This window comes from Candidatus Enterococcus wittei (assembly GCF_002140175.1).
In the GTDB taxonomy this organism is placed as follows: Bacteria; Bacillota; Bacilli; order Lactobacillales; family Enterococcaceae; genus Enterococcus_B; species Enterococcus_B wittei.
In genome coordinates this window covers 539,620-562,140 of the sequence record NZ_NGMO01000003.1, presented here as the reverse complement: position 1 = coordinate 562,140, position 22,521 = coordinate 539,620, and the positions used below count along the sequence as shown (strand labels likewise).

Here is a 22,521-nt window from a genome sequence, read left to right as displayed (position 1 = left end):
CGAGTAGGCCATTCAAAAAAATATTGGTAAGGTAATGTTTATTGCCTTTTCATGATGCGGAAATTTAAGTTTAATCTATGTAAAATGATTTTTGATCAAAAAAGTATTAATAGTGAAAAGTGGTTCGATTGTTGGTAAAATGAGTTTTATCTTTATGGATGGCCAAACGAATCAAATTCTTGGTCTTCTTGAAAGTCGTAAACTAGCTTATCTACGTACCTATTTCTCTCGCTATACCCGTCAAGCCAGAGAGAATGTCCAATATATAGTCATGGATATGAACGCTCCTTATTTTGAATTAGCGAAAAGTATTTTTCCCCATGCACAAATTGTCACGGATCGTTTTCATATTATCCAACATATTCACCGGGCATTGGAAGGGGCAAACAATAAAATCAAGGTCATCAAACGAGTCGCTTATGGTTACCGTAATTTTCTCCATTTTCGTGACCGTATTTACTTGATCCAGGGCTTGGTTTTCCAAGATCAATCCAAAACAAAAAAGAATCAATCGAAGCGTATTTCTGCTTCGATTGATTCTCGATGAAATTCTTTCAATTTGAACTCACCAACACTACTTGTCGAAGAGCCATTTTTTATTCATACATTGATTCTATTATTGCTCGTTTGCTGTTTCAATATTTGGTTCAGCGGAAAATTTCAGGGTATAGATTTCTACACCTTCAGTTTCAAAAATCACAACTTCATTTTTTCCGGCTTTAAGAAAATCTTTGGGGCAATACAGAGAATAAATCGGACCACGATTCCAATAACGCCCAAGATTGAAGCCATTAACGATGATCACGCCTTTTCCATAAGAAGAACAGTCGATATATGTGTCTGCTGGTTCCATTAAGTCAAAAGTGACTTGATAAAAGGAAGGATGTGAAGGATCTTTCCCAGCATCATAATCGATTTTTTGAAGCTGTTCTTGGTCTAAAGGTAATGGATAATGGACGTAACCTTGGTGGAAGTGGATATCTTGCATAATACCACCGCGTATCCCTTTTGTTTGAGCGGGATTATTTAATTTTGCTCCGTAGTTGACTCTTCCGTGATTTTCAACTAATACATCTAGTTGAATTTGTTCATTTCCTGCTTGACCATGAACCATGAACTCCTCTCCAAGAGTAGTTTGATCTTGAACTAACTGGAAGTGACCATCTGCGTAAACGTGTGCGCGATCGTTTGTTTCGATAATTCGTAGCTTATTTTCATGTTGATAATTTTTCAATGCTAAAGAGTACAAGACATACCCATAACCAGTACTCACATTTTCCATCGTAAGGGGGTAAAGCGATGAAAGACCATCCATCATCTTGTCTTTTGTATGAAGAAGAGAAACACTAGCTGTTATCGGATAATCTCCTAAATCTTGCAGAGATTTTTTACGGGGTTCTGCTTGCCAGACGTCAGGACAAACTTCTTTGATTGCTTGTTGGACAGCATAATATTTTTCAGTTGGTTCACCATCTTCTGTAAGCAAAGCATCATAATCATAGCTAGTTAATTGTGGTAGATCGTTATTGCCCCGAGCAGAACAACCATTATAGAAACCAAAAGTTGTTCCCCCGTGGAACATGTACAAGTTTAAAGAACCAACTTCTAACATTGCTTTGACTTCGTTTGCTAAGTTTTTAGCCTCTCGCTTAACGATGGGTTCCCCCCAACGGTTAAACCAACCATCCCAATATTCCATGCACATCAATGGCCATTTCTTACCGTGTTCTTCGAAATAAGCTTTTAAAACTTGACTGTTTTCTTTTGATTGACTGCCAAAATTTCCTGTAACAAAAACATCGTCTTCAATCAATGTACCTGCATCTAGAGCTTCCAACCAAGTTCCGTCTGAAGTAAATAATGGGACAGTAATCTCATAGGATTCAATCAATTGTTTGGTTTGTCGCAAATATTCTTTGTCCATTGCATATGATCCGTATTCATTTTCGATTTGAAGCATGATGACAGGGCCACCATGTGTAATTTGTAAAGGAATGATTTTTGGCAATAATACTTTATAGTAATTTTTGACTTTTTCCATAAATCGAGGATCAGCCGAACGCAGCCTGATACCTGGTTCTTTTAGTAACCAAGCAGGTAATCCTCCAAACTCCCATTCTGCACAAATATAAACAGAAGGGCGTAAGATGACCAATAAACCTAAGTCTTGAGCCATGTTTACAAATGTGGTGAAATCGTTCATTCCTTCAAAATCAAACTGACCTTCTTGCGGTTCATGGAGATTCCAAGGAATATAAGTTTCTACGGTGTTTGCGCCAAGCGCTTTTAAGTTATATAAGCTATCTTCCCATTGAGATTGTGGCAGTCGAAAATAGTGGATAGCTCCACTAATCAGTTTGACGGGTTGTCCATCCACCAGAAATTCTTCTTTTATTTCAAATGTTTTCATATCTAGTTCTCCTTACCAATATTTTTTCCATGTGGGATTTGCTAAGCGCATTAATGCTTCTAAATAGAAGTAATCGCCCCAAAGATTGGGTTCGTCGATTCCTTTTCCTTCCGCGTATGCGTAAACACCATGCAACAACAAACCTTCATTTTCCGGGTCGTGTTTGGATGAATAAATCTCACCTAACTGATAGATCATGCCTTTTGCTAATTCAATTGCTTGAGGATACGCTTCCATTTTAGCTGCTTCTAATAAACCGCACGCAGTGATTGCTAAAGAAGAGCTATCTTTTGCAGAAGGAGATTCATCATTGAAATCGAAATCCCAATAAGGTACAAGATCACTTGGCAAGTGATTGATGAACACATCCACTATCTCTTTGTAGTTTGTTGGGAATCTTTCTGAATGCAAATAAGATTCATTTAGAGGGATTCCTAAGACTGCCCAACTTTGTCCTCGTGCCCAGATTGATTCATCACTATTTCCTTGATGAGTTGCACCATGGCTAGGTTTACCAGTGACTGGATCAAAATAGAAAGTATGAAAAGTAGTTGCATTTTTTCTAATCACCGTCTGCAACAATGTTTCATAATGTTTTTTAGCAATTTCTTTGTAGTGTGGGTCATGGGTAATTTCAGCTACTTGGAAGAGCAAAGGCAAATTGATCAATGAATCAATGATCAAACGATATTCTTGAGGATCGCCATAAGCACCCCAAGCTTGAATGAAGTTTCCGTTTTCATGGAAGCGAGCGATCAAGATGTCAGCAGCTTGTAATAATTCTTGTTTACATAGCTGACTATTCGTCAGGCGATACCCAGCTCCAGCAGATAAACTATAAAGAAAACCGATATCATGATGATCTAGAACGAAATGATTCGTTAGGCGCTCTTGAAAACTATGGATATTCTCCATGGCACGTACTAAGAACTTTTCTTGTCCAGTCCATTCATAGGCTAACCAGATCATCCCTGTCCAAAAGCCATTGGTCCAATCGTCATTTGGTTTGATTCGATACTTTCCGTGTGTCGCACAAGCGGAAGGGAAATCTAATAGAAACCGATCCATATTTTTTTCGATTTTGTCACAACACCAAGCAATCTGCTTTGTTAACCATGCCTCATTAACATTTTTGCTTAATGAAATAAGTTGTTCTTTATTTTGGTTAAGCTTCATAATGCCTCCTCCTATTAATTTGTTAACATATTAACTAGACTAAGTATAACCTAATTGAAGAAAAAAAGCGACTCTTGAGGAAAAAATTCTTTCATGGGGGAATTATAAGCTGATCAAGATTCGAACAATAAAAAAAGAAGCTTATTCAGCTTCTACTTCGATTTTTGTTTTAAAATATTTCCAGTGTTTGTAGCTAATGATATATTCTGCTACACTTCGGTCGGCTAGATAAGAATGTTTCACTTGTTTGACCACCGGCTCTCTAAAACTCAGATGTAATAAATTAAGTAATCCAGCATCTTGGGGGAAAATGATCTCATCAGTTTCTATAGAAGAAAGAGAGAATAAATCAATCCCAAAATCTTTTCTCACTCGCTCGTAAATGCTAGAGTAGGTTGACAAGTCCTTATTGATTGGTTCTTTGACAAGTTTTTTCGGTAGATGGGTAACGTGTACGAGAAAAGGGGTGTCATCAAAGTAACGTACTCGCTTAAAACGATAATAAGATTCATTTTTTGGTAGCCCTAGCTCATTTAAGATCACTGGATCATTTGCTTCTTCGACTGATAGGACTTTGACTTTTTCTTTGTCTAAAGAATGGAGTTCGATGTCAGAAAATTTTACGGATTGGGAAACTTTTGATTTTGAGACAAACGTTCCTTTTCCTTGAACTCTATATAGGTACCCTGCAGTCGTTAGTTCATTCAAAGCTTTAACGGCAGTGATCGAGCTAACGGAATATTTTCGTTTGATATCAGCTTCTGAGTAGAATTTATCACCAGGCACGAATAAATGATTTTTTATTTCAGTCAGTAACTCTTGCTTAATTTGTTCATATTTAGGAATCAAAATAAACATCCTCCAGTTTATTGATTTTCTTCTAATGATTACCATAACATGTTAACTTGGCTTTATCAAATCATAATCCTTGTAAAAAAATATATATAGAAAAACATAATATGTTAAGATGTTAGGTTTACGTTTTGATTGTTATGTGATATAGTGTACTTGTTCAACAGCTAACATGTTAAGTGAATGGTTTAATTTCAACAAAGGAGGAAGAGTGATGAATAATATCCTATTGATCAGCCATGGTAGTATGGCCGAAGGTGTCAAGGCAAGTTTAGAAATGATCGTAGGCAAGCAACCACATGTCCATGCACTATCTTTAAGGCCAGACGGGGATAATTTACAATTTGAGGATGAATTACTAACTAAAATGAAAGCCCTTAACGGATCGACTTTGATCATAGCAGATCTATTAGGAGGTACACCTTGTAACACCGCACTAAAAAATTATTTAGAAAATGAAGAAGTAGCGATTATTGCCGGTATGTCTCTTCCTCTCGTGATGGAAGCTACATTGAATCAACAGGCAACTGTTGATACTTTGATCGAGCTTGCGAAGGGTGGCATTACAGATGTCAAACAAAAAATGAAGAAAACAGAGATTCAAGAAGAACAAGCAGCTGAAGAAGATCTAGACTTATACAAAGCATACAAAGGAAAAGCCAATATTGTGAATGTCCGCATCGATGAACGATTGATCCATGGACAAGTTGCTGGTATTTGGTCGACAAGTTTGAATACACAACGAATTATCGTAATCAATGATGAAGCAGCAATGGATCATTTACAAAAATCTTCGTTAAGAATGGCAGCGCCTACATCTATGCGTTTATCTGTTTTAACGGTTGAAGATGCAGCAAAGAATATCCAATCAGGTAAATACGGCAAGCAACGCCTGTTTCTATTATTCAAAAACCCGACCGATTCCTTAAGATATTTAGAAGCTGGTGGAGAGCTATCCATACTCAATGTCGGTAATATGAGTTATAAAGATGGAGCAAGAGAAGTCACTAAAAGTATCAAAGTAATGAAAGAAGAAGAAGAGGTATTTGAAGCGATTGCTGCGAAAAATGTTAAAATCACAGCTCAATTAGTACCAAATGATCCAGTGATTGACTTTATGGAAAGACTAAGAAAGTGATTTAGGAGGGAAACAAGATGCAACACTTAGCCATGTACCAAATTTTATTGATAACTGTTTATGCTTTTATTGCGATTAATGATTCACTTATTTCAAATACTTTAACACAACCAGCAATTGCAGGAATGATTTCCGGGATGATCATGGGAGATCTCGAAACTGGATTGATGGTAGGGGGAACATTACAATTGATGCGTTTAGGAATTGCTGCTTTTGGTGGGGCATCTGTTCCTGATTATTTTACAGGGGCTGTACTTGGAACTGCTTTTGCGGTTATTTCTGGTAAAGGGGCAGAATACGGGATCGGTTTAGCTGTGCCGGTGTCACTATTGATGTTACAACTAGATGTTGTGGCTCGTTTCTGTAATGTTTTTCTTTTGCACCGTATCGATAAAGCGATTGAAGGAATGAATATCAATCGTATTCCGCGCTTAGTTTTATCTGGTTCATTTCTTTGGGGATTTTCACGTGCGATTCCGATTTTATTGATGTTACTAGTCGGTGATGCAGCAGTATCAACGATCACGGATAATACACCTGAGTGGTTGATGACTGGTTTAAGAACAGCTGGTGGGGTATTACCAGTGGTTGGGGTAGCGATTTTGCTTCATTATCTTCCAACGAAACAGTATATTCCGTATCTTCTTCTAGGTTTCTTTTTATCTGCGTATTTGCAAGTACCAATGCTTGGAATTTCAATCGTAGGCGTGATTGCTGCAATGTTAGTATTCAAGCGCGACAGTGCGAAAGAGGCAGAGGTCCAAACAATGACAACATCAGGAACATTTGAAGGAGGATTTGATGGCGATGAATAACCAGAAATTAACAAAAAAAGAATTAAACGCAATCAGTTGGCGTTATATCCTTGGAAGTCAATTGAACTGGAACTATGAACGAATGATGAGTTCGGGTTATTTATATGGTATTTTACCGGTGTTAAAAAAATTTTATGGGGGAGACCAGTCACAATTACAAGATATGTTGAAAACTCATAATCAGTTTTTCAATACGAATGCAATTTTTGGTAATTTGATTATGGGGATTGATGTAGCGATTGAAGAAGAAGATGGCTATAAAGCAAAAGATACAATTATTGCTTTGAAGACAGCCTTGATGGGGTCGCTTGCTGGAGTCGGTGATTCATTATTTCACGTGATTTGGGGAACTATTTTTGGATCTATTGCTGGGACATTAGCACAAAGTGGTTCGATCGTTGGTTGTGTCATTTGGATCATTGCAAATATCGCATTGCTTTTTGGTCGTGCAGCATTATTACCACTTGGTTATAAGCAAGGGGTAAAATTAGTCACCACCTTAAAAAATAAATTGGCCGCATTTACTAACGCAGCGACGGTTCTAGGGATCACAGTCATAGGGGCGTTGATTCCTTCAGTGATCAAAGCGACTGTTCCTTTTGTTTATAAAAAGAATGGGGTAGAACTAGTGATCCAAGATACGATGGATGCCATCTTACCTTCATTGGTCCCTGTATTATTAGTACTACTGACATATTGGATGTTAGGTCAGAAAAAATTAAATTCGACACGTGTCATTTGGATCATTTTGATTCTTTCTATCGCTTTAAGCGCCGCAGGGATTCTAGGGTGATATTTGTAGGATAACACAATACGAAAGAATATTTTTGGGAAAAAGATTGTGACAGATCCAAAAAAGAGTATTAAGAGTAATGTATTAAACGAAGTGAGAAGAATGTGGAATAAGAAAAATGGATCAAAATTTCATCCTTTTCACTGAATACGCCTTCAAAAGTTCTATTTATACAGATGGGTATTTAGCTTCAAAAAATAAGTCGAAGAATCCGAAGATCACTTTTCATGTATTTGGATTCTTCCGTTTATTTTTTGAAGTAGTAGCTTTTTGTATTACTATTTTTTTTTTTTTGACTTTTTAATTGAATGAATAAATTTTTTAGGGGAGAATTATAATGAGAGGCTGGTTAAGTAATAAAGGTTTCATGGCTTTAGGATGTATGTTTATTTTAAGTATTGGCATGAATAGCGAAGGGCAAATAAATGCAGAAGAAATAAAGGAGGTAGTGCAAGTGAATCCTACAAATGCAGATTATGAGTCGGATTTTACACAGCAAATAGGTGATTGGCAAGATATCGTTGGAAAAGCAGAGAAAGTAACTGATTCTTCTGGGTTACATATTGCAAATCAGGTGCTAAACGCACAATATGAATCGGTCTCTCTTCATTTGAATACAGGAATACGAACTTCGGGTGATGTAGAATTTACTTTCTTGTATGAAGGGCAAGCAAACTTTGGTCTCGTGTTTCGTGGTGATCCTGATCAATCGTCTCGCTGGCAATCTTTTGCGTACATGCGTGATGGCAAATGGCAACTAGGTCAACCAGGAGGTAAATGGCTGACTTCTATTGTTGGCCCTGAATTGATTTCAGGACAAACTTATCAATTGTTGATACGCTATGAAGGAAAAGCAATCCAAGTCTATTTGAATCAACAGTTGCTTTACGAGAATGAAGAAGTGATTTATCCAGATGGAACATCGATTGATGGAGACTGGTCAGGGTATGCGGGAATCCGTTTATTTGGCCAAAAAAGCGATCTGAACGTGCGCTCTATTAGAAGCGGTGAGGTGAACAGCATCACTGTCGAAGATCCTACACCACAATTCCAACAAATGAAAGAAAACTGGAGAAAGCAACTTGTATCTGAAGAGATTGATCTAAATCATTCAGCTATCAAAAAATATGTAACCGCTTTATCAAAAGAAGCAGAACAACTGTATGATACTTTGAATAAGGAAACAGATCGTACTTATTTATGGCCGTTAGAGTCAGGGAATACACCTTCTGCTGATTTGACGACACAATTTACCAAATTGCAAAAACTAGCATTAGCTTATGGAACTAAAGGAACAAGTATTTATCAAAACCAAGAAATCAGTCAAGCAATTAAAGATGGCTTGGATTTTATGATTACGAAAAAAGGATACGATGGGAATAAATATCATGGGAATTGGTGGGATTGGCAAATCGGAGTGCCTCAAAAGTTCGTTAATATTCTCATGATTCTTGATACACAATTATCAGAAGAACAAAGACAAAAGTACACACAAGCCTTAAGTCAATATGTCCCAAATCCTTATCAGCAACTTTATACGAAGCCACAAGGAACATTTGTAAACCTAGATTTTATTCCAAATTTCTCCACCACAGGTGCCAATCGTACGGATTTAGCACAAACCGTTTTAGGAATCGGAATTTTACAAAAAGATGTATGGAAAGTGCAAGAAGCGGTTACGAGTATCAAAGAAGTATTCAAACTGGTGGATAGTGGGGACGGATTTTACCCAGATGGTTCATTTATCCAACATGAAACGATTCCTTATACCGGATCTTACGGGAATGTATTGGTAAAAGGAGTGGGACAAATTTTATGCATTATTCGAGATTCTTCTTATACTTTAGCTGAAGAAGAGACAAAAACGTTTGTGGAGAATGTCCAAAGAGCATTCATTCCATTGATTTATCAGGGTGAAATGCTTCCTTTAGTGAATGGTCGATCGATCTCACGTGCGCCAGCAAGTACAAAAGTAGGGTATGGTTCAACAACAATGTATAATTTATTGATTGTAGCGAACTTTGCTCCTGAAAAACAACAAAAAGTGTTGAAAGAAGCAGTCAAGCATTGGATGTCCTTCAATCCAGAGTATTACTTAACAAATACTAGAGATTTTAATGATCTACTAATGACCACTGCGTTAATGGCCGACCAAAGTATAAATGGAGAACAACTACCATTTATCGGCACGAAGATGTATGGGGCAATGGATCGATTTGTTCAAAGAACGCACAATTATATGCTTGGATTAAGCATGTACTCAAATCGAATTTCGTCTTTTGAAGCGGGAAATTTAGAAAATCAACGTGGATGGCATACTTCTGATGGGATGATCTATCTTTACAATGACGATCAAGTGCAATTTGGCAATAGTTACTGGCCAACTATCGATCCGTATCGTTTGCCAGGGACAACTGTTGATACGATATCTTTAGAAGATGAAGTGTCAGCATTTACAACGGTGACCTCTAAGGAACAATGGGTCGGTGGTGTAGCGGCGAATGAACAAGCAATAGTGGGAATGGCATTGAATAAAGGAGGAACTAAAAACAATGGAGCGCTACTGCCTATGGATTTGCAAGCCAAAAAGTCATGGTTTATTCTTGACAAACAAATCATTGCTCTAGGTGCTGGTATTACGGGTAATACTACAGCTTCGATCGAAACAGTTGTGGACAATCGGCTTTTAAATGATGAATACCTGTATCAAGTACATTCAGATCAGGGAACAATCTCACAGACAAATGAGGAAAGTGAGAAAGAATGGTTATTATTAGAATCAGATCGTCCCAATGCTTCGATTGGCTACTATTTTCCACAAAAAGAAAAGGTTCAGGTTATTAATGAAACGAGAAAAGGAAGCTATGGCGAAATCAATGGAGCGTTCCCTAGTGAGACCCAATATACAGGAGAGTACCGTAAATTCTTGATTGATCATGGTAAACACCCGGTAGATGAAAATTATGCCTACGTTATGCTTCCCGGAGTCAATCAATCTGAAATAGCAACTTATGCAAATCAACAACCAGTGAGCATTTTAAAAAATACAAAAGAAATCCAAGCAGTAGAAGTACAAGATGCAGGATATTTTGGGATTAATTTTTGGTATGAAGAAGGTGGTGAACTGGCAGGAATCAAAACCAATCGACCAATTTCATTACTGAAACAAACAAAAACGAATCAGCAGATTTACACCATTGCTAATCCAACACAAGCCAAAGAACCAATCAAACTCACTTTGCCGAATGACTTTACCGAAGTACTTTCAATGAGTGAGGGAATCGTATATGACGATCAAACACATACTTTTACGATCGATTTTTCGAGATTTGAAAGTAAAACGATTGTAGTGAAGTAAATAGGGGATTTAAAAAATAGTGTTTGAAACAACGTTTTTAGATCCAAGAGATAAAATAATCAAAAAATAACTTTTCGTATACTCAAGATTCATTTGGTTATTTTCATAGAAAGTGTTTTAGAAAGCGGGTTTTAGCACGAACACCTAAAAGTTAGGCCGATCTCTACACTTAAGTTGATTAGAATAACATGTTATAATAGCGGCGTTTTGATCAGAGCAATGAGGGGATTATCGAAGCTCACTTTCGATATTTTTTGAGATTTTTCCTAAAATATTGAAGAGTAGAAGTACACTTTATGCTTTTTTAAGAAGGATCAGCTACTTTTCTTCATCCTATGGAACAAGTGAAGCAAGTTAGGCTGTCTTCACTTGTTCCTTTTTTATTTAGAGTGATTTAGAAAAAGTGAATGGGAAAGGGGTACTGATGTCTTTTTCATTTGTTCCATACTATAATTGATTTATAGGGGAATAAAAATAACGTTAACATTCACTTCCTGATAAGTGAAAAGGAAGTGAAACTGAAAGGAGATAGTTGTATGACAGTAATCGGTGTACCAAAAGAAATCAAAAATTCTGAAAAACGGGTCGGACTGACACCAGCTGGGGTAGAAGAGTTAATCAAGTTGGGTCATAAAGTATATGTAGAAACAGGAGCGGGGCAGGGGTCTGGTTTTTCAGATGACCAGTACCGTGCATCTGGGGCACAAATCAAAACAGACGCACAAGCAGTTTGGACAGCTGATTTAGTGATCAAAGTAAAAGAACCGTTGAATTCAGAATATCGCTATTTTAGAGAAGATTTAACAATTTTTACGTATCTACATCTAGCTGCCAATCTTGAATTAACAGAAGCGCTGATTGAAGCAAAAACAACGGCTATTGCCTATGAAATGGTCACGAAAAATGGGACATTTCCATTACTTGCGCCAATGAGTGAAGTGGCAGGTCGTTTAGGAGGGCTTTTAGGAGCGGAAATTTTAGCCAAACAAAGTGGTAAATTGATTTCAGGTGTTACAGGCGTACTTCCTGTTCAAGCAGTCGTCTTAGGTGGTGGAGTCGCTGGTGTCAATGCGGCCTACTATTTACATGGCATAGGAGCAGATGTGACGGTCCTAGATAATAATGTCGCACGATTACGTGAATTGTCTGAACTATTTAATGGTCAAGTGAAAACATTGTATTCAAGTCCATCTAATATCGAGATGGCCACATTAGCTAGTGATATTGTCATTGGTTCTGTTCTATTACCAGGGAAAAAAGCCCCTCATCTAGTGACCGAGCAATTAGTGAAGAAAATGAAAGATGGAACAGTCTTAGTAGATATTGCTATTGATCAGGGAGGATGTTTTGAGACCAGTCACCCCACTACCCATGACAATCCGACTTTTGTGAAGCATGGCGTAATCCATTATTCGGTTGCCAATATGCCAGGTTTGGTACCGCAAACGTCAACCTTAGCATTGACCAATGTCACTTTAGATTACGTAAAATGCCTAGCCTCTCAAAGTCTTGAAAAAGCAGTACAATATTATCCTGAACTCTTGCCAGGAGTGAGTACCTATAAAGGAAAACTGACTTGTGCCAAAGTAGGAGAGGTCTTTGATCGAACAGCTGAGTCATTGGACGAGCTGATCTAATAAATTGTTCGAACAACAAAAAAGAGCTGAAAAACCTCAGCTCTTTTTTTCTGTTTTAAATATCGATTATTCTAATCCAATCAAGTAATCTTCATCTTGCATTGCTTCGACATTTCCTAATAGGTAGCCGTTACCGACTTGGGAGAAGAAGTCATGATTGCTTGTTCCTGTTGAGATCCCGTTCATCACGATCGGATTTACATCATTTGCTGTATCTGGAAACAGTGGATCCATCCCAAGATTCATCAATGCTTTGTTCGCATTGTATCGTAAGAAAGTTTTCACTTCTTCCGTCCAACCAATTGGATCGTATAATTCTTCGGTATAACGTTCTTCATTTTCGTATAATTCATATAACAAATTATACATCCAGTCTTTTAATGTTTCTTGCTCAGCTGCTGGTAGCTCATTATAGCCTAATTGGAATTTATAGCCGATATAGGTTCCATGAACAGATTCATCACGGATGATCAATTTGATGATTTCTGCGACATTGGCTAATTTATTGTTCCCTAAATAGTAAAGGGGAGTATAGAAACCAGAGTAGAACAAGAATGTTTCTAAAAACACACTAGCGATTTTCTTTTCTAAAGGTGTGCCATTTTTATAGATCTCGTTGATACGCTCTGCTTTTTTCTGTAAATAAGGGTTTGTATTTGTCCATTCGAAGATTTCTTCGATTTCTTTTTTCGTATTCAAGGTACTGAAAATAGAAGAATAACTCTTTGCATGGACAGATTCCATGAATTGGATATTGTTCAATACCGCTTCTTCATGGGGGGTACGTACATCTTTACGTAATTGATCCATCCCACTTTCTGATTGGACTGTATCAAGTAAAGTCAACCCACCGAATACATGACCTACAGTATCTTTTTCTAGTTGCGAAAGGGTACGCCAGTCGTCTAGGTCATTAGACAAGGGGATACGTGTATCTAACCAAAATTGTTCGGTCAGTTTTTCCCAAGTAGATTTATCGATGATATCTTCTATTTCATTCCAGTTTATCGCTTCATAATAAGTTTCTGACATGAGGATGCTCCTTTATTAAAAATCGAGTAACAGTTCATTGTGTATAGGAGTTAAATGACACAGCTTTCGCATTGGTTGCTGCCGATTTCTTCTGCATCATCCGTGAAGGTACGTACATAATAAATCGACTTGATTCCTTTGTGGAAGGCATAGTGTCTTAAGATGTTCAAATCACGAGTAGATTGTTTTGTCGTCGTTTTCCATTCATAAAGACCTTCTGGAATCTCTGAACGCATGAACAAAGTCATGCTCATCCCTTGATCCACATGTTTTTGCGCAGTGGCATAAATATCGATCACTTTACGCATATCCATATCATAAGCAGAAGTATAGTAAGGAATCGTTTCATTTGATAGATAAGGTGCTGGGTAATAGATTTTCCCGATTTTCTTTTCTTGTCGTTCCTCAATCATACGAGTGATCGGATGGATACTTGCACTTGTATCGTTGATATAAGAAATCGAACCATTTGGTGCAACTGCAAGACGATTTTGATGATATAAGCCATCTTTCATGACTGCTTGTTTCAAGTTTTCCCAGTCTTCAGCAGTTGGGATAAAGATATCTTTAAACAACGCTTTTACTTTTTCAGATTGTGGTTGGAAATCACCAGTCACATATTTATCAAAGTAAGTACCATTGGCATATGCTGATTTTTCAAAGTTATGGAAAACTTGTTTTCTTTCACGAGCGATATTGTTGCTTTCGACAAGTGTCCAATAATTCAATAACATGAAGTAAATATTTGTGAAGTCGATTGAATCAGTAGAACCATACTCCATTTGCTCTTTTGCAAAGAAGGTGTGTAGTCCCATGGCACCTAATCCGATCGTATGATTTAATCGATTACCGTTTTGGATCGGTGGGACAACATCGATATCTGAAGCATCTGTGATATATGTCAAGGCACGTGTCATCGTACGAACGGAATGACCAAAATCTGGGCTGTCCATTAAGTTGACGATGTTAGTTGAACCTAAGTTACATGAGATATCTGTTCCTAAAACTTCATATTCTTGTTTTCCATTAATAACAGAAGGTGTTTGCACTTGTAAAATCTCAGAACACAGGTTACTCATAATGATTTTTCCATCTACCGGATTTTCACGGTTGGCTGTATCAATATTAATGATATAAGGATAACCAGATTCTTGTTGTAGTTTAGAGATTTCAGTTTCTAAATCACGTGCTTTGATTTTTTGTTTACGAATATTCGGATTGGCTACCAAGTTGTCGTATTCAGCCGTAATATCGACATAAGAAAATGGTACGCCATATTCTTTTTCTACACTATAAGGGCTAAATAAATACATCTCTTGGTTTTTGCGAGCTAGTTCATAAAATTTATCAGGAACGATGACACCAAGTGATAATGTTTTGACACGGATCTTCTCATCAGCATTTTCCTTTTTAGCTGAAAGGAACATTAAAATGTCAGGGTGAAAAACGTTTAGATAAACAACTCCGGCACCTTGGCGTTGACCTAATTGATTTGAATAACTAAAGCTATCTTCAAATAATTTCATCACAGGAACCACGCCACTTGCTGCACCTTCATAACCTTTGATCGGAGCACCAGCTTCCCGCAAGTTAGAAAGAGTGATCCCAACGCCACCGCCGATTCGTGAAAGTTGTAAAGCAGAGTTGATGGAACGGCCAATCGAATTCATATCATCTGTGACTTGTGTTAAGAAACAAGAAACCAATTCCCCACGACGTTTACGTCCAGCGTTTAAGAAAGAAGGAGTAGCTGGTTGGTAGCGCTGATGAATCATTTCATCCGCTAATGCAAGAGCTAATGCTTCATCGCCATTTGCGAAGTAAAGGACATTGAAGGCGACACGATCTTCATAAGTCTCCAAATAAGCAGAACCGTCATTTGTTTTCAAGGCATATTGTGAATAGAATTTATACGCAGCCATAAATGATTTAAAGGTAAAGTTTTGCTTAAATAAAAATTGGTAAAGTTTTTCAATAAATTGTCCACTATATAATTGGATAAATTCAGCTTCTAAATATTGATTATCAATCAAATAGTTGATTTTATCCATTATTGTAGGAAAGGTCATTGTATTTGGTTTGACATTTTCTTCAAAAAAAGCAGCTAATGCTTCTTTGTCTTTATGCAAAGGGATTTGTCCGTTTACAGGTCGATTGATTTCATTGTTTAGCTTAAAGTAGCTGACATCTTTTAAATTTTTAAGACTCATAGATACGCCCAACCTTCATTTTGATTTTGATGATACACCACAAGATATAGTGGGATTCAATGCTTTAAAAAAGGATTTGGGGAGGTTACGGATAAATTCCGCAAGTCCATCAAATCCAATTAGATGAAGGATCCATTTGATCCTCAAGCTGTCTGATTACTGTCTGTTTTATTTTCAACGGGATTAGTTTTTCCCAGATTAGCTTGCTAAATTGCGTAGTTGATCAGGTCTGAAACCAATAACTGTGGCTGAATCAGATGTGATAACAGGAACTGTTTGGTATCCTTGGTCTTTTAACCAAGTAATTGCTTCAGGTTGCTCATCGATATTTACTTCTTCAAAGTCAATTTTATTTTCAGCTAAAAAGCGTTTGACCATCTTACATTGCATGCAATTGTTTTTTGAGAATATTTTTACGTTCATTCTAATTTGCCTCCTGACTTTTACGTTTTATCTATAATCAATAGTATAAATCTATTAGTAAAAAAGTCAATCAACAAACACTATATATAGTGTTGTGGAAATTGTGGAATACTATGTTTTGTGTTTTTTGAAAAACAGTGAAAACAAGTATTTGCTATGAATTAACTGGATTTCAGTGAAGTGAGGCTGTGGAAAACTAAGTGAAAAAATTTTTTTTAACCTCATTTTTAGTAGTAAATGAATATTCGATCAATCACTCACAAAGATTAGTATTTTTTTCTATTAATTACTGGGATGATTTAATTAAAGAAGAGAATGAACGAAAAACAATAAAGAAATGATTTCACAAAAGAAAAAAGGCCAGTATTTTTTTAAGTGAAATGAATATTGAATAATCCATTTGGATCTAAAAAAATTTTTAGAATATATCGAAATAATTCAATTGAAAGCCAGGAAATAAATCGGAAAACTAGATTAAAAAAATTCTACAAGTCTTTTTTCTAAAATTAGGACTAAATACTTGGAAATGGTTGACATTTTTACAACTTCTTGTTTTATTACTCAGTTCAAGTGCTTCTTTCATAGCTGGATAAACGGTGTTCAAGAAGGTGACCTTTGGCAGTAAGTTAAAAAAACGTAAGATGTGGGAGAAATTTCTGCTATTTTATCCTACTGCTCAGTTCAAAACCTATCTTTCACAGTCTAGATAAACGGTGTTCAAGAAGCTACACTTTGGTCATAAATCAAAAAAATAAAAACTGTGAGGAGCCATTTTCTATTTTTTTTGACTTATACCTCAGTGTGGAAGACTTTTCTCACAACTATCTATTTAAAAATTACTTAAGAGACAGGTTTATGTTTTTTTTATCTTAATATATTTGGTTAAATAAAATAGACAAGATAACTTGTTGATTGCATTAAAATAATCTTTAAGGAGTGAATCGATGTGCGTAGAATCAAAAAAATGATTGGTGTTTTGTGTTTTTTATTTGTTATATTTTCAAATATAGAGGTAAGCGCTGAAACGTTTTCAGCAAAGCCCAAAATTACTGAACAAAATCAACATGTTTTAGGTGGCCAAAATATACTACCTCAAGGTTTGAACAAAAAATCTATTATAAATACAGGGATCTCGGCAGCTGAACCTGGACGACCGACAAAAGATTTTGTAGATATTTCCTCACATAATGGAGTGATTTCCGTAAAAGAATTTGAAACGATGAAAAAATATGGAATCAAAGGAGTAGTCATCAAGTTGACAGAAGGCGATTCTTATAAAAATCCGCTTGCTCCTGAGCAAATTGCTCATGCAACGGATGCTGGGTTAAAGGTGAGTATCTATCATTATGCTTGGTTTAATGAAGCTACTGATACGAAAAGTGAAGCTGAATTCTTATTGAATTATATGAGAGAGTTAGCTCTACCCTTATCAACAGTCGTCGTGAATGACAGTGAGAATCCACAAATGAATATCGAAAAAGTAACCGAGAATTCCCTTGTTTTTCAAGAAATGATCCAGCAATTTGGCTATCAGACAGTGGTTCATTATTCTAGTGTTTCTTGGTTTTCTGAAGGAATCTTGGATATGACTCGACTAGGTAAAGAGAATTGCTGGGTTGCACAGTGGCCATATGATCCTTCAGATAAAAATCCTTTGCACACGGATACCGCAGCTTGGCAGTGGGCGAGCGATCTGTATTTTCCGGAGTTTCCTACTCGTCAGTTTGATATAAGTTCAGATTATTTGAAAAAATTCACGTAATGATTCGTTGCTTTTCGATAATTGTATTTGGTAAAAAAGAAAATTTTTAAAGGGATGAACAAGCCGTTTAACTATAGCGGTTGAGTAAAAAATTAGAATAAAAATGTTTGATTATACTTGAATCTGGATTGTGAGTCTCTTTAAACGATTATAGGAGGAGAAATATATAAATTTTTTCTTTTTGTAAAACATAAACTAGCTTTTTTTGCTTCTTTTGTCAGACCATAGTAAGATGGTAGCTGACAAACAGAAGAAAGAGGAAAAAAATGACTGAAAAGAAAAAAGTAGTTCGGCCACGTTATCAACAAATTGCTGTGGATTTAGCCGAACGGATCGTAGAAAATCGTTATCAAATCGGCGAAAAAATTCATGCAAGATCAACGTTGGCAAGTGCGTATAATGCTTCCCCTGAAACGACGAGAAAAGCAATCAATGTATTGGTAGACCTCGGGATCATGGAAGTACGCCATGGGAGTGGAGCTTTTGTCGCATCCAAAGAAAAAGCAAAAGATTTTCTTTTACAATATCAGGATGTACAATCCATCCAAGAAACAAAAGCAGAAATCATGGAAAGCGTGAAAAAGCAACAAGAGGAATTGAATCATTTCTCTCAATTATTAGATCAACTGGTTAGTCAGACAAAAAGAATACATAAGATGAACCCGTTACTGCCATTTGAATTAGCTTTGACAGAAGAAGCGGTTCACTTGAATCAATCGATTAGTGAGTTGAACATTTGGCAAGCCACTGGTGCGACAGTTATTGCAATTTCTCATCAAGAAGAGTTATTAGTATCACCAGGGCCGTATGCAAAGTTTACAGTAGGGGATACCGTCCATTTTATTGGGAATGAGTATACACTACAACGAATGACAAATTTTTTCTATCCAGAAAATCAATAGATTATTTGTGAAACCATCAGATATTTTTGGTTTCTCATCAAAATTTAAGATTGGTTGAATCCTTTACAGAAAAGGTTTCAACCATTTTTTTTATTTTTATAAAAGGAAAAACAAGTTCCCCGTTTTGACAAAAGTGACTACATGGTGTTAACATAGTGTGGTCACTTTTTTCAGAAAGAAAAATGAATTTACATAAAAAAGGAGAATTTGTTTGGTAAAAGTAGAAGTAAAGAATTTAACAAAAATATTTGGAAAAAAATCCCAAATCGCTTTGGAGATGATGAAGAAACATCAACCAAAAACTGAAATATTAAAGAAAACTGGTGCAACAGTAGGGGTATATAATGCTAGTTTTGATGTACAAGAAGGGGAGATTTTCGTCATTATGGGGCTTTCAGGTAGTGGGAAATCTACCTTGATCCGTTTATTAAATCGTTTGATCGAACCAACTTCGGGAAATATTTATATTGATGGCGAAGATATTTCAAAATTAAGTAAAGAAGAACTTCGTGAAGTTCGCCGTCACAAAATCAATATGGTTTTCCAGAACTTTGGACTATTCCCTCATCGTACGATTTTAGAGAATACGGAATATGGATTAGAAGTTCGCGGTGTACCAAAAGAAGAACGTCAACAAAAAGCTGAACAAGCATTAGAAAATTCAAGTTTATTGTCATTTAAAGACCAATATCCTAGTCAGTTGTCAGGTGGGATGCAACAACGTGTAGGGTTAGCTCGTGCGTTAGCAAATGATCCCGAAATTTTACTGATGGATGAAGCTTTTTCGGCACTTGATCCATTAATCCGTCGAGAGATGCAAGATGAATTGTTGGAATTGCAATCCAATGTTCAAAAAACAATCATCTTTATCACTCATGATTTAAATGAAGCATTACGAATCGGAGACCGAATTGCTTTGATGAAAGATGGAGAAATCATGCAGATTGGGACAGGAGAAGAAATTCTAACAAATCCAGCCAATGAATATGTCCGTGAGTTTGTGGGAGAAGTCGATCGTTCAAAAGTCTTGACTGCACAAAACATCATGGTGCCAGCATTAACAACAAATATTGAATCTGACGGACCTAACGTGGCATTGACGCGTATGCGTAAGGAAGAAGTAAGTATGTTGATGGCAGTGGATAGAAAACGAAATCTCAAAGGGATCATCACTGCAGATCAAGCATTAGAAGCTAGAAGACAAAAACGACCATTAATTGATTTCTTGGATGAGAATGTAACGATTATTGGCAAAGATATGGTTGTTAGTGATATTTTCAACATTATTTATGATTCTCCAACCCCACTTGCGGTAGTGGATAATGGAAAACTAAAAGGGGTTGTCATTCGCGGAAGTGTGATTGAAGCCTTAGCAGAAACGAGTGAGGTGAGCGCTGATGAATAATTTATTAAACTATCAATTACCAGTTGCTGATTGGGTAGAAAATATCACCGATTGGTTTACGAATACTTTTGCTGGGTTGTTTTCTTTTCTACAAACAATCGGTCAAGCCGTCATGTCGGGAATCACTAATTTATTATTGATTATTCCGGCTCCTATATTTATTTTATTGTTGACAATTGTTGCTTTTTTCGTTTCAAAAAAACGACCAGGTTTAACCATATTTACCTTGATTGGATTATGGTTTATTTACAATCAAGGGTTATGGACCGATTTGATGAGTACAGTAACGCTTGTTTTATTATCTAGTTTGATCTCAATTATTATTGGGGTTCCTTTAGGTATTTTGATGGCTAAAAGTGATAAGGCACAAGGAATCATCAAGCCAATACTAGATTTTATGCAAACAATGCCGGGTTTTGTTTATTTGATACCAGCGGTTGCTTTCTTTGGGATCGGGATGGTTCCAGGGGTCTTCGCCTCTGTGATCTTTGCTTTACCTCCAACTGTTCGCTTTACGAATCTAGGGATCCGTCAAGTACCAAAAGAATTGGTCGAAGCCTCTGATTCGTTTGGTAGTACAGGTTGGCAAAAATTGATGAAACTAGAGTTGCCACTTGCTAAAAGTACGATCATGGCGGGGATCAACCAAACAACTATGCTTTCTCTTTCTATGGTCGTTATCGCTTCAATGATCGGAGCTCCTGGTTTAGGACGTGGTGTTCTATCTGCTTTACAGCGTGCGCAAGTCGGTAATGGTTTTGTTAATGGGGTTGCGTTAGTTATTTTGGCAATCATCATTGACCGTTTCACACAACACTTAAACCAACCAAAAATACAAAAAGTTGGAGTACCAGCTAAGCAAAAGAATAGAAAACGTCAAGGTATAATGATTGGCGCTGCTGTAGTGATTCTCTTAGGAGCTATTGGTTTGGGAAGTTTATCAACTGCGAAGGAAACGAAAAAAGTCAATCTTTCATATGTAGAGTGGGATACCGAAGTTGCTTCTACCAATGTTGTAGCAGAAGTTTTAAAAGAAATGGGTTATGATGTAACGATCACCCCCCTTGATAATTCGATTATGTGGGAATCTGTTTCTAAAGGTGAATCCGATGGGATGGTTTCAGCATGGTTACCTAACACCCATGGTTCACAATATGCACAGTACAAAAATAAAGTAGACGATCTAGGAGCAAATCTGACAGGCGCAAAAGTCGGGCTGGCTGTTCCTACCTATATGGACGTTGACTCGATTGCAGATCTAACAGATCAAGCTGGAAAGAAAATTACTGGGATCGAACCAGGTGCAGGGGTTGTGAATGCAGCAGAAAACACATTGGAACAATATGATAATCTTGCAGATTGGACAGTAGAAACTTCTTCTTCTGGTGCTATGACTGTCGCATTAGGACAAGCAATCAAAAAACAAGAACCTATTGTAATTACAGGCTGGACCCCTCACTGGATGTTTGCAAAATACGATTTGAAATATTTAGAAGATCCAAAACATGCCATGGGGGATGCAGAAGAAATCCATACAATTGCACGCCCTGGGTTGAAAGAGGATCAACCTGAAGTTTACGAAGTACTGGATCATTTCTCATGGTCTGAGAAAGACATGGAAGAAGTCATGTTAGAAATCAATAATGGTAAGGACCCTCAACAGGCAGCAAAAGACTGGATCAGTAAAAATCAAGAAACAGTTGAAAGCTGGAAAAAATAAGGGGAATTTATCCTATTGCTTCACTATATAATCAGTTCCACGATATGAATTTACATTCGTATCGTGGTTTTTTATAATCTATTCTTTGAGTTGATCTATTTTTTCAATTGAAAGTACTCAATTGATATAATTATCTTCTAATAAACTCGAAAGATGCTGGATGAAGTACTGGTTACTGAAATAGTTCATGTTAGTATTGTTTGCTACTTGGGTTACGATACTTATAAATATATAGAGAGAAATTAATAGCATTTAACTCTTAGTATGAGTTTTTTCTTTCTAAAATCAATACTATATGTAACAAGCCAGATAAGTTTGAGTGTGATTGGAAATAGGACAGTTTTATTCGATTGAAATTTAAAAGGTAGTAGGGTCATCTATTTATTTCAGTAGAGAATTACCTTTCTCTGTAATAGATGGATATTGAATACTAATTAATAATTCACATTTCATTCTATATTATCGTAAGTAAATTATAGGAATAATGATTTGATTTTAATCTTTTGAATATCAATATTGTTGTTTATTAGTATAAATAGCAATAAATTATTTTATTAATATAAATTAATTTTGCTTTAGCTCTTGTATTATTTAATTATCCATGTTATAGTAAATAAGTTATACACATCTAGATGTGTATAAGAGCTCTATATATTTATAAGTATCGTAACCCAAGTAGCAAACAATACTAACATGAACTATTTCAGTAACCAGTACTTCATCCAGCATCTTTCGAGTTTATTAGAAGATAATTATATCAATTGAGTACTTTCAATTGAAAAAATAGATCAACTCAAAGAATAGATTATAAAAAACCACGATACGAATGTAAATTCATATCGTGGAACTGATTATATAGTGAAGCAATAGGATAAATTCCCCTTATTT

General features: G+C 36.4%; 15 protein-coding genes and 1 pseudogene. 10 read left to right on the top strand and 6 right to left on the bottom strand.

Annotation, left to right across the window (positions count from 1 at the left end; translation table 11 throughout):
• Positions 1–139: 139 nt before the first annotated feature.
• Positions 140–487, top strand: a pseudogene (locus A5844_RS10330) (transposase); the annotation flags it as partial.
• 129 nt (positions 488–616) lie between these two features.
• Here A5844_RS10330 and A5844_RS10325 read toward each other — a convergent pair.
• The 3 genes from A5844_RS10325 to A5844_RS10315 form a co-directional block, all read right to left on the bottom strand.
• Entirely contained in the window at positions 617–2,410 is a 1,794-nt protein-coding gene (locus A5844_RS10325; protein ID WP_086285097.1) for a glycoside hydrolase family 35 protein, read from the bottom strand.
• Between the two features lie 12 nt (positions 2,411–2,422).
• Positions 2,423–3,586, bottom strand: a complete 1,164-nt coding sequence (locus A5844_RS10320; protein ID WP_086285096.1) for a glycoside hydrolase family 88 protein — start codon at positions 3,584–3,586, stop codon at positions 2,423–2,425.
• Between the two features lie 141 nt (positions 3,587–3,727).
• Positions 3,728–4,435 (bottom strand): GntR family transcriptional regulator, encoded by a 708-nt coding sequence (locus A5844_RS10315; protein WP_086285261.1) that lies wholly within the window; start codon positions 4,433–4,435, stop codon positions 3,728–3,730.
• A 217-nt stretch (positions 4,436–4,652) separates the two neighbouring features.
• Between A5844_RS10315 and A5844_RS10310 the strand changes: the two genes are divergently transcribed.
• From A5844_RS10310 to ald, 5 genes are all read left to right on the top strand, one after another.
• The gene (locus A5844_RS10310) at positions 4,653–5,576 is read left to right on the top strand and encodes a PTS sugar transporter subunit IIAB (protein WP_086285095.1); all 924 of its coding nucleotides are present in this window, start codon (positions 4,653–4,655) and stop codon (positions 5,574–5,576) included.
• A gap of 17 nt (positions 5,577–5,593) precedes the next feature.
• The gene (locus A5844_RS10305) at positions 5,594–6,391 is read left to right on the top strand and encodes a PTS mannose/fructose/sorbose/N-acetylgalactosamine transporter subunit IIC (RefSeq protein ID WP_086285094.1); all 798 of its coding nucleotides are present in this window, start codon (positions 5,594–5,596) and stop codon (positions 6,389–6,391) included.
• Positions 6,378–7,184, top strand: coding sequence for a PTS system mannose/fructose/sorbose family transporter subunit IID (locus A5844_RS10300; protein WP_086285093.1), 807 nt, complete (start codon positions 6,378–6,380; stop codon positions 7,182–7,184). Before A5844_RS10305 ends, A5844_RS10300 begins: the two co-directional genes overlap by 14 nt.
• A 337-nt stretch (positions 7,185–7,521) precedes the next feature.
• A complete protein-coding gene (gene hylB / locus A5844_RS10290; RefSeq protein WP_086285091.1) occupies positions 7,522–10,542 on the top strand; it encodes a hyaluronate lyase HylB in 3,021 nt (1,006 codons plus the stop codon).
• Between the two features lie 536 nt (positions 10,543–11,078).
• Positions 11,079–12,179, top strand: coding sequence for an alanine dehydrogenase (gene ald / locus A5844_RS10285; protein ID WP_086285090.1), 1,101 nt, complete (start codon positions 11,079–11,081; stop codon positions 12,177–12,179).
• A 66-nt stretch (positions 12,180–12,245) separates the two neighbouring features.
• On the opposite strand, the gene nrdF is transcribed toward ald, so the two are convergent.
• The 3 genes from nrdF to nrdH form a co-directional block, all read right to left on the bottom strand.
• Positions 12,246–13,211 (bottom strand): class 1b ribonucleoside-diphosphate reductase subunit beta, encoded by a 966-nt coding sequence (gene nrdF, locus A5844_RS10280; protein WP_086285089.1) that lies wholly within the window; start codon positions 13,209–13,211, stop codon positions 12,246–12,248.
• A 50-nt stretch (positions 13,212–13,261) separates the two neighbouring features.
• Complete coding sequence (nrdE, locus tag A5844_RS10275) at positions 13,262–15,421, bottom strand: class 1b ribonucleoside-diphosphate reductase subunit alpha (RefSeq protein ID WP_086285088.1); 2,160 nt, start codon at positions 15,419–15,421, stop codon at positions 13,262–13,264.
• 198 nt (positions 15,422–15,619) lie between these two features.
• Complete coding sequence (nrdH, locus tag A5844_RS10270; RefSeq protein WP_086285087.1) at positions 15,620–15,844, bottom strand: glutaredoxin-like protein NrdH; 225 nt, start codon at positions 15,842–15,844, stop codon at positions 15,620–15,622.
• Positions 15,845–16,790: 946 nt separating this feature from the next.
• Here nrdH and A5844_RS10265 point away from each other — a divergent pair.
• The 4 genes from A5844_RS10265 (at position 16,791) to A5844_RS10250 (ending at position 21,633) form a co-directional block, all read left to right on the top strand.
• Positions 16,791–17,606 carry a GH25 family lysozyme gene (locus A5844_RS10265; protein ID WP_086285086.1) on the top strand — a complete coding sequence of 272 codons (816 nt, stop codon included), beginning with the start codon at positions 16,791–16,793 and terminating at the stop codon, positions 17,604–17,606.
• 266 nt (positions 17,607–17,872) lie between these two features.
• The gene (locus tag A5844_RS10260; protein WP_086285085.1) at positions 17,873–18,508 is read left to right on the top strand and encodes a GntR family transcriptional regulator; all 636 of its coding nucleotides are present in this window, start codon (positions 17,873–17,875) and stop codon (positions 18,506–18,508) included.
• 211 nt (positions 18,509–18,719) lie between these two features.
• Positions 18,720–19,913 (top strand): quaternary amine ABC transporter ATP-binding protein, encoded by a 1,194-nt coding sequence (locus A5844_RS10255; RefSeq protein ID WP_086285084.1) that lies wholly within the window; start codon positions 18,720–18,722, stop codon positions 19,911–19,913.
• Positions 19,906–21,633 (top strand): ABC transporter permease/substrate binding protein, encoded by a 1,728-nt coding sequence (locus A5844_RS10250; protein WP_086285083.1) that lies wholly within the window; start codon positions 19,906–19,908, stop codon positions 21,631–21,633. Before A5844_RS10255 ends, A5844_RS10250 begins: the two co-directional genes overlap by 8 nt.
• Positions 21,634–22,521 lie beyond the last annotated feature (888 nt).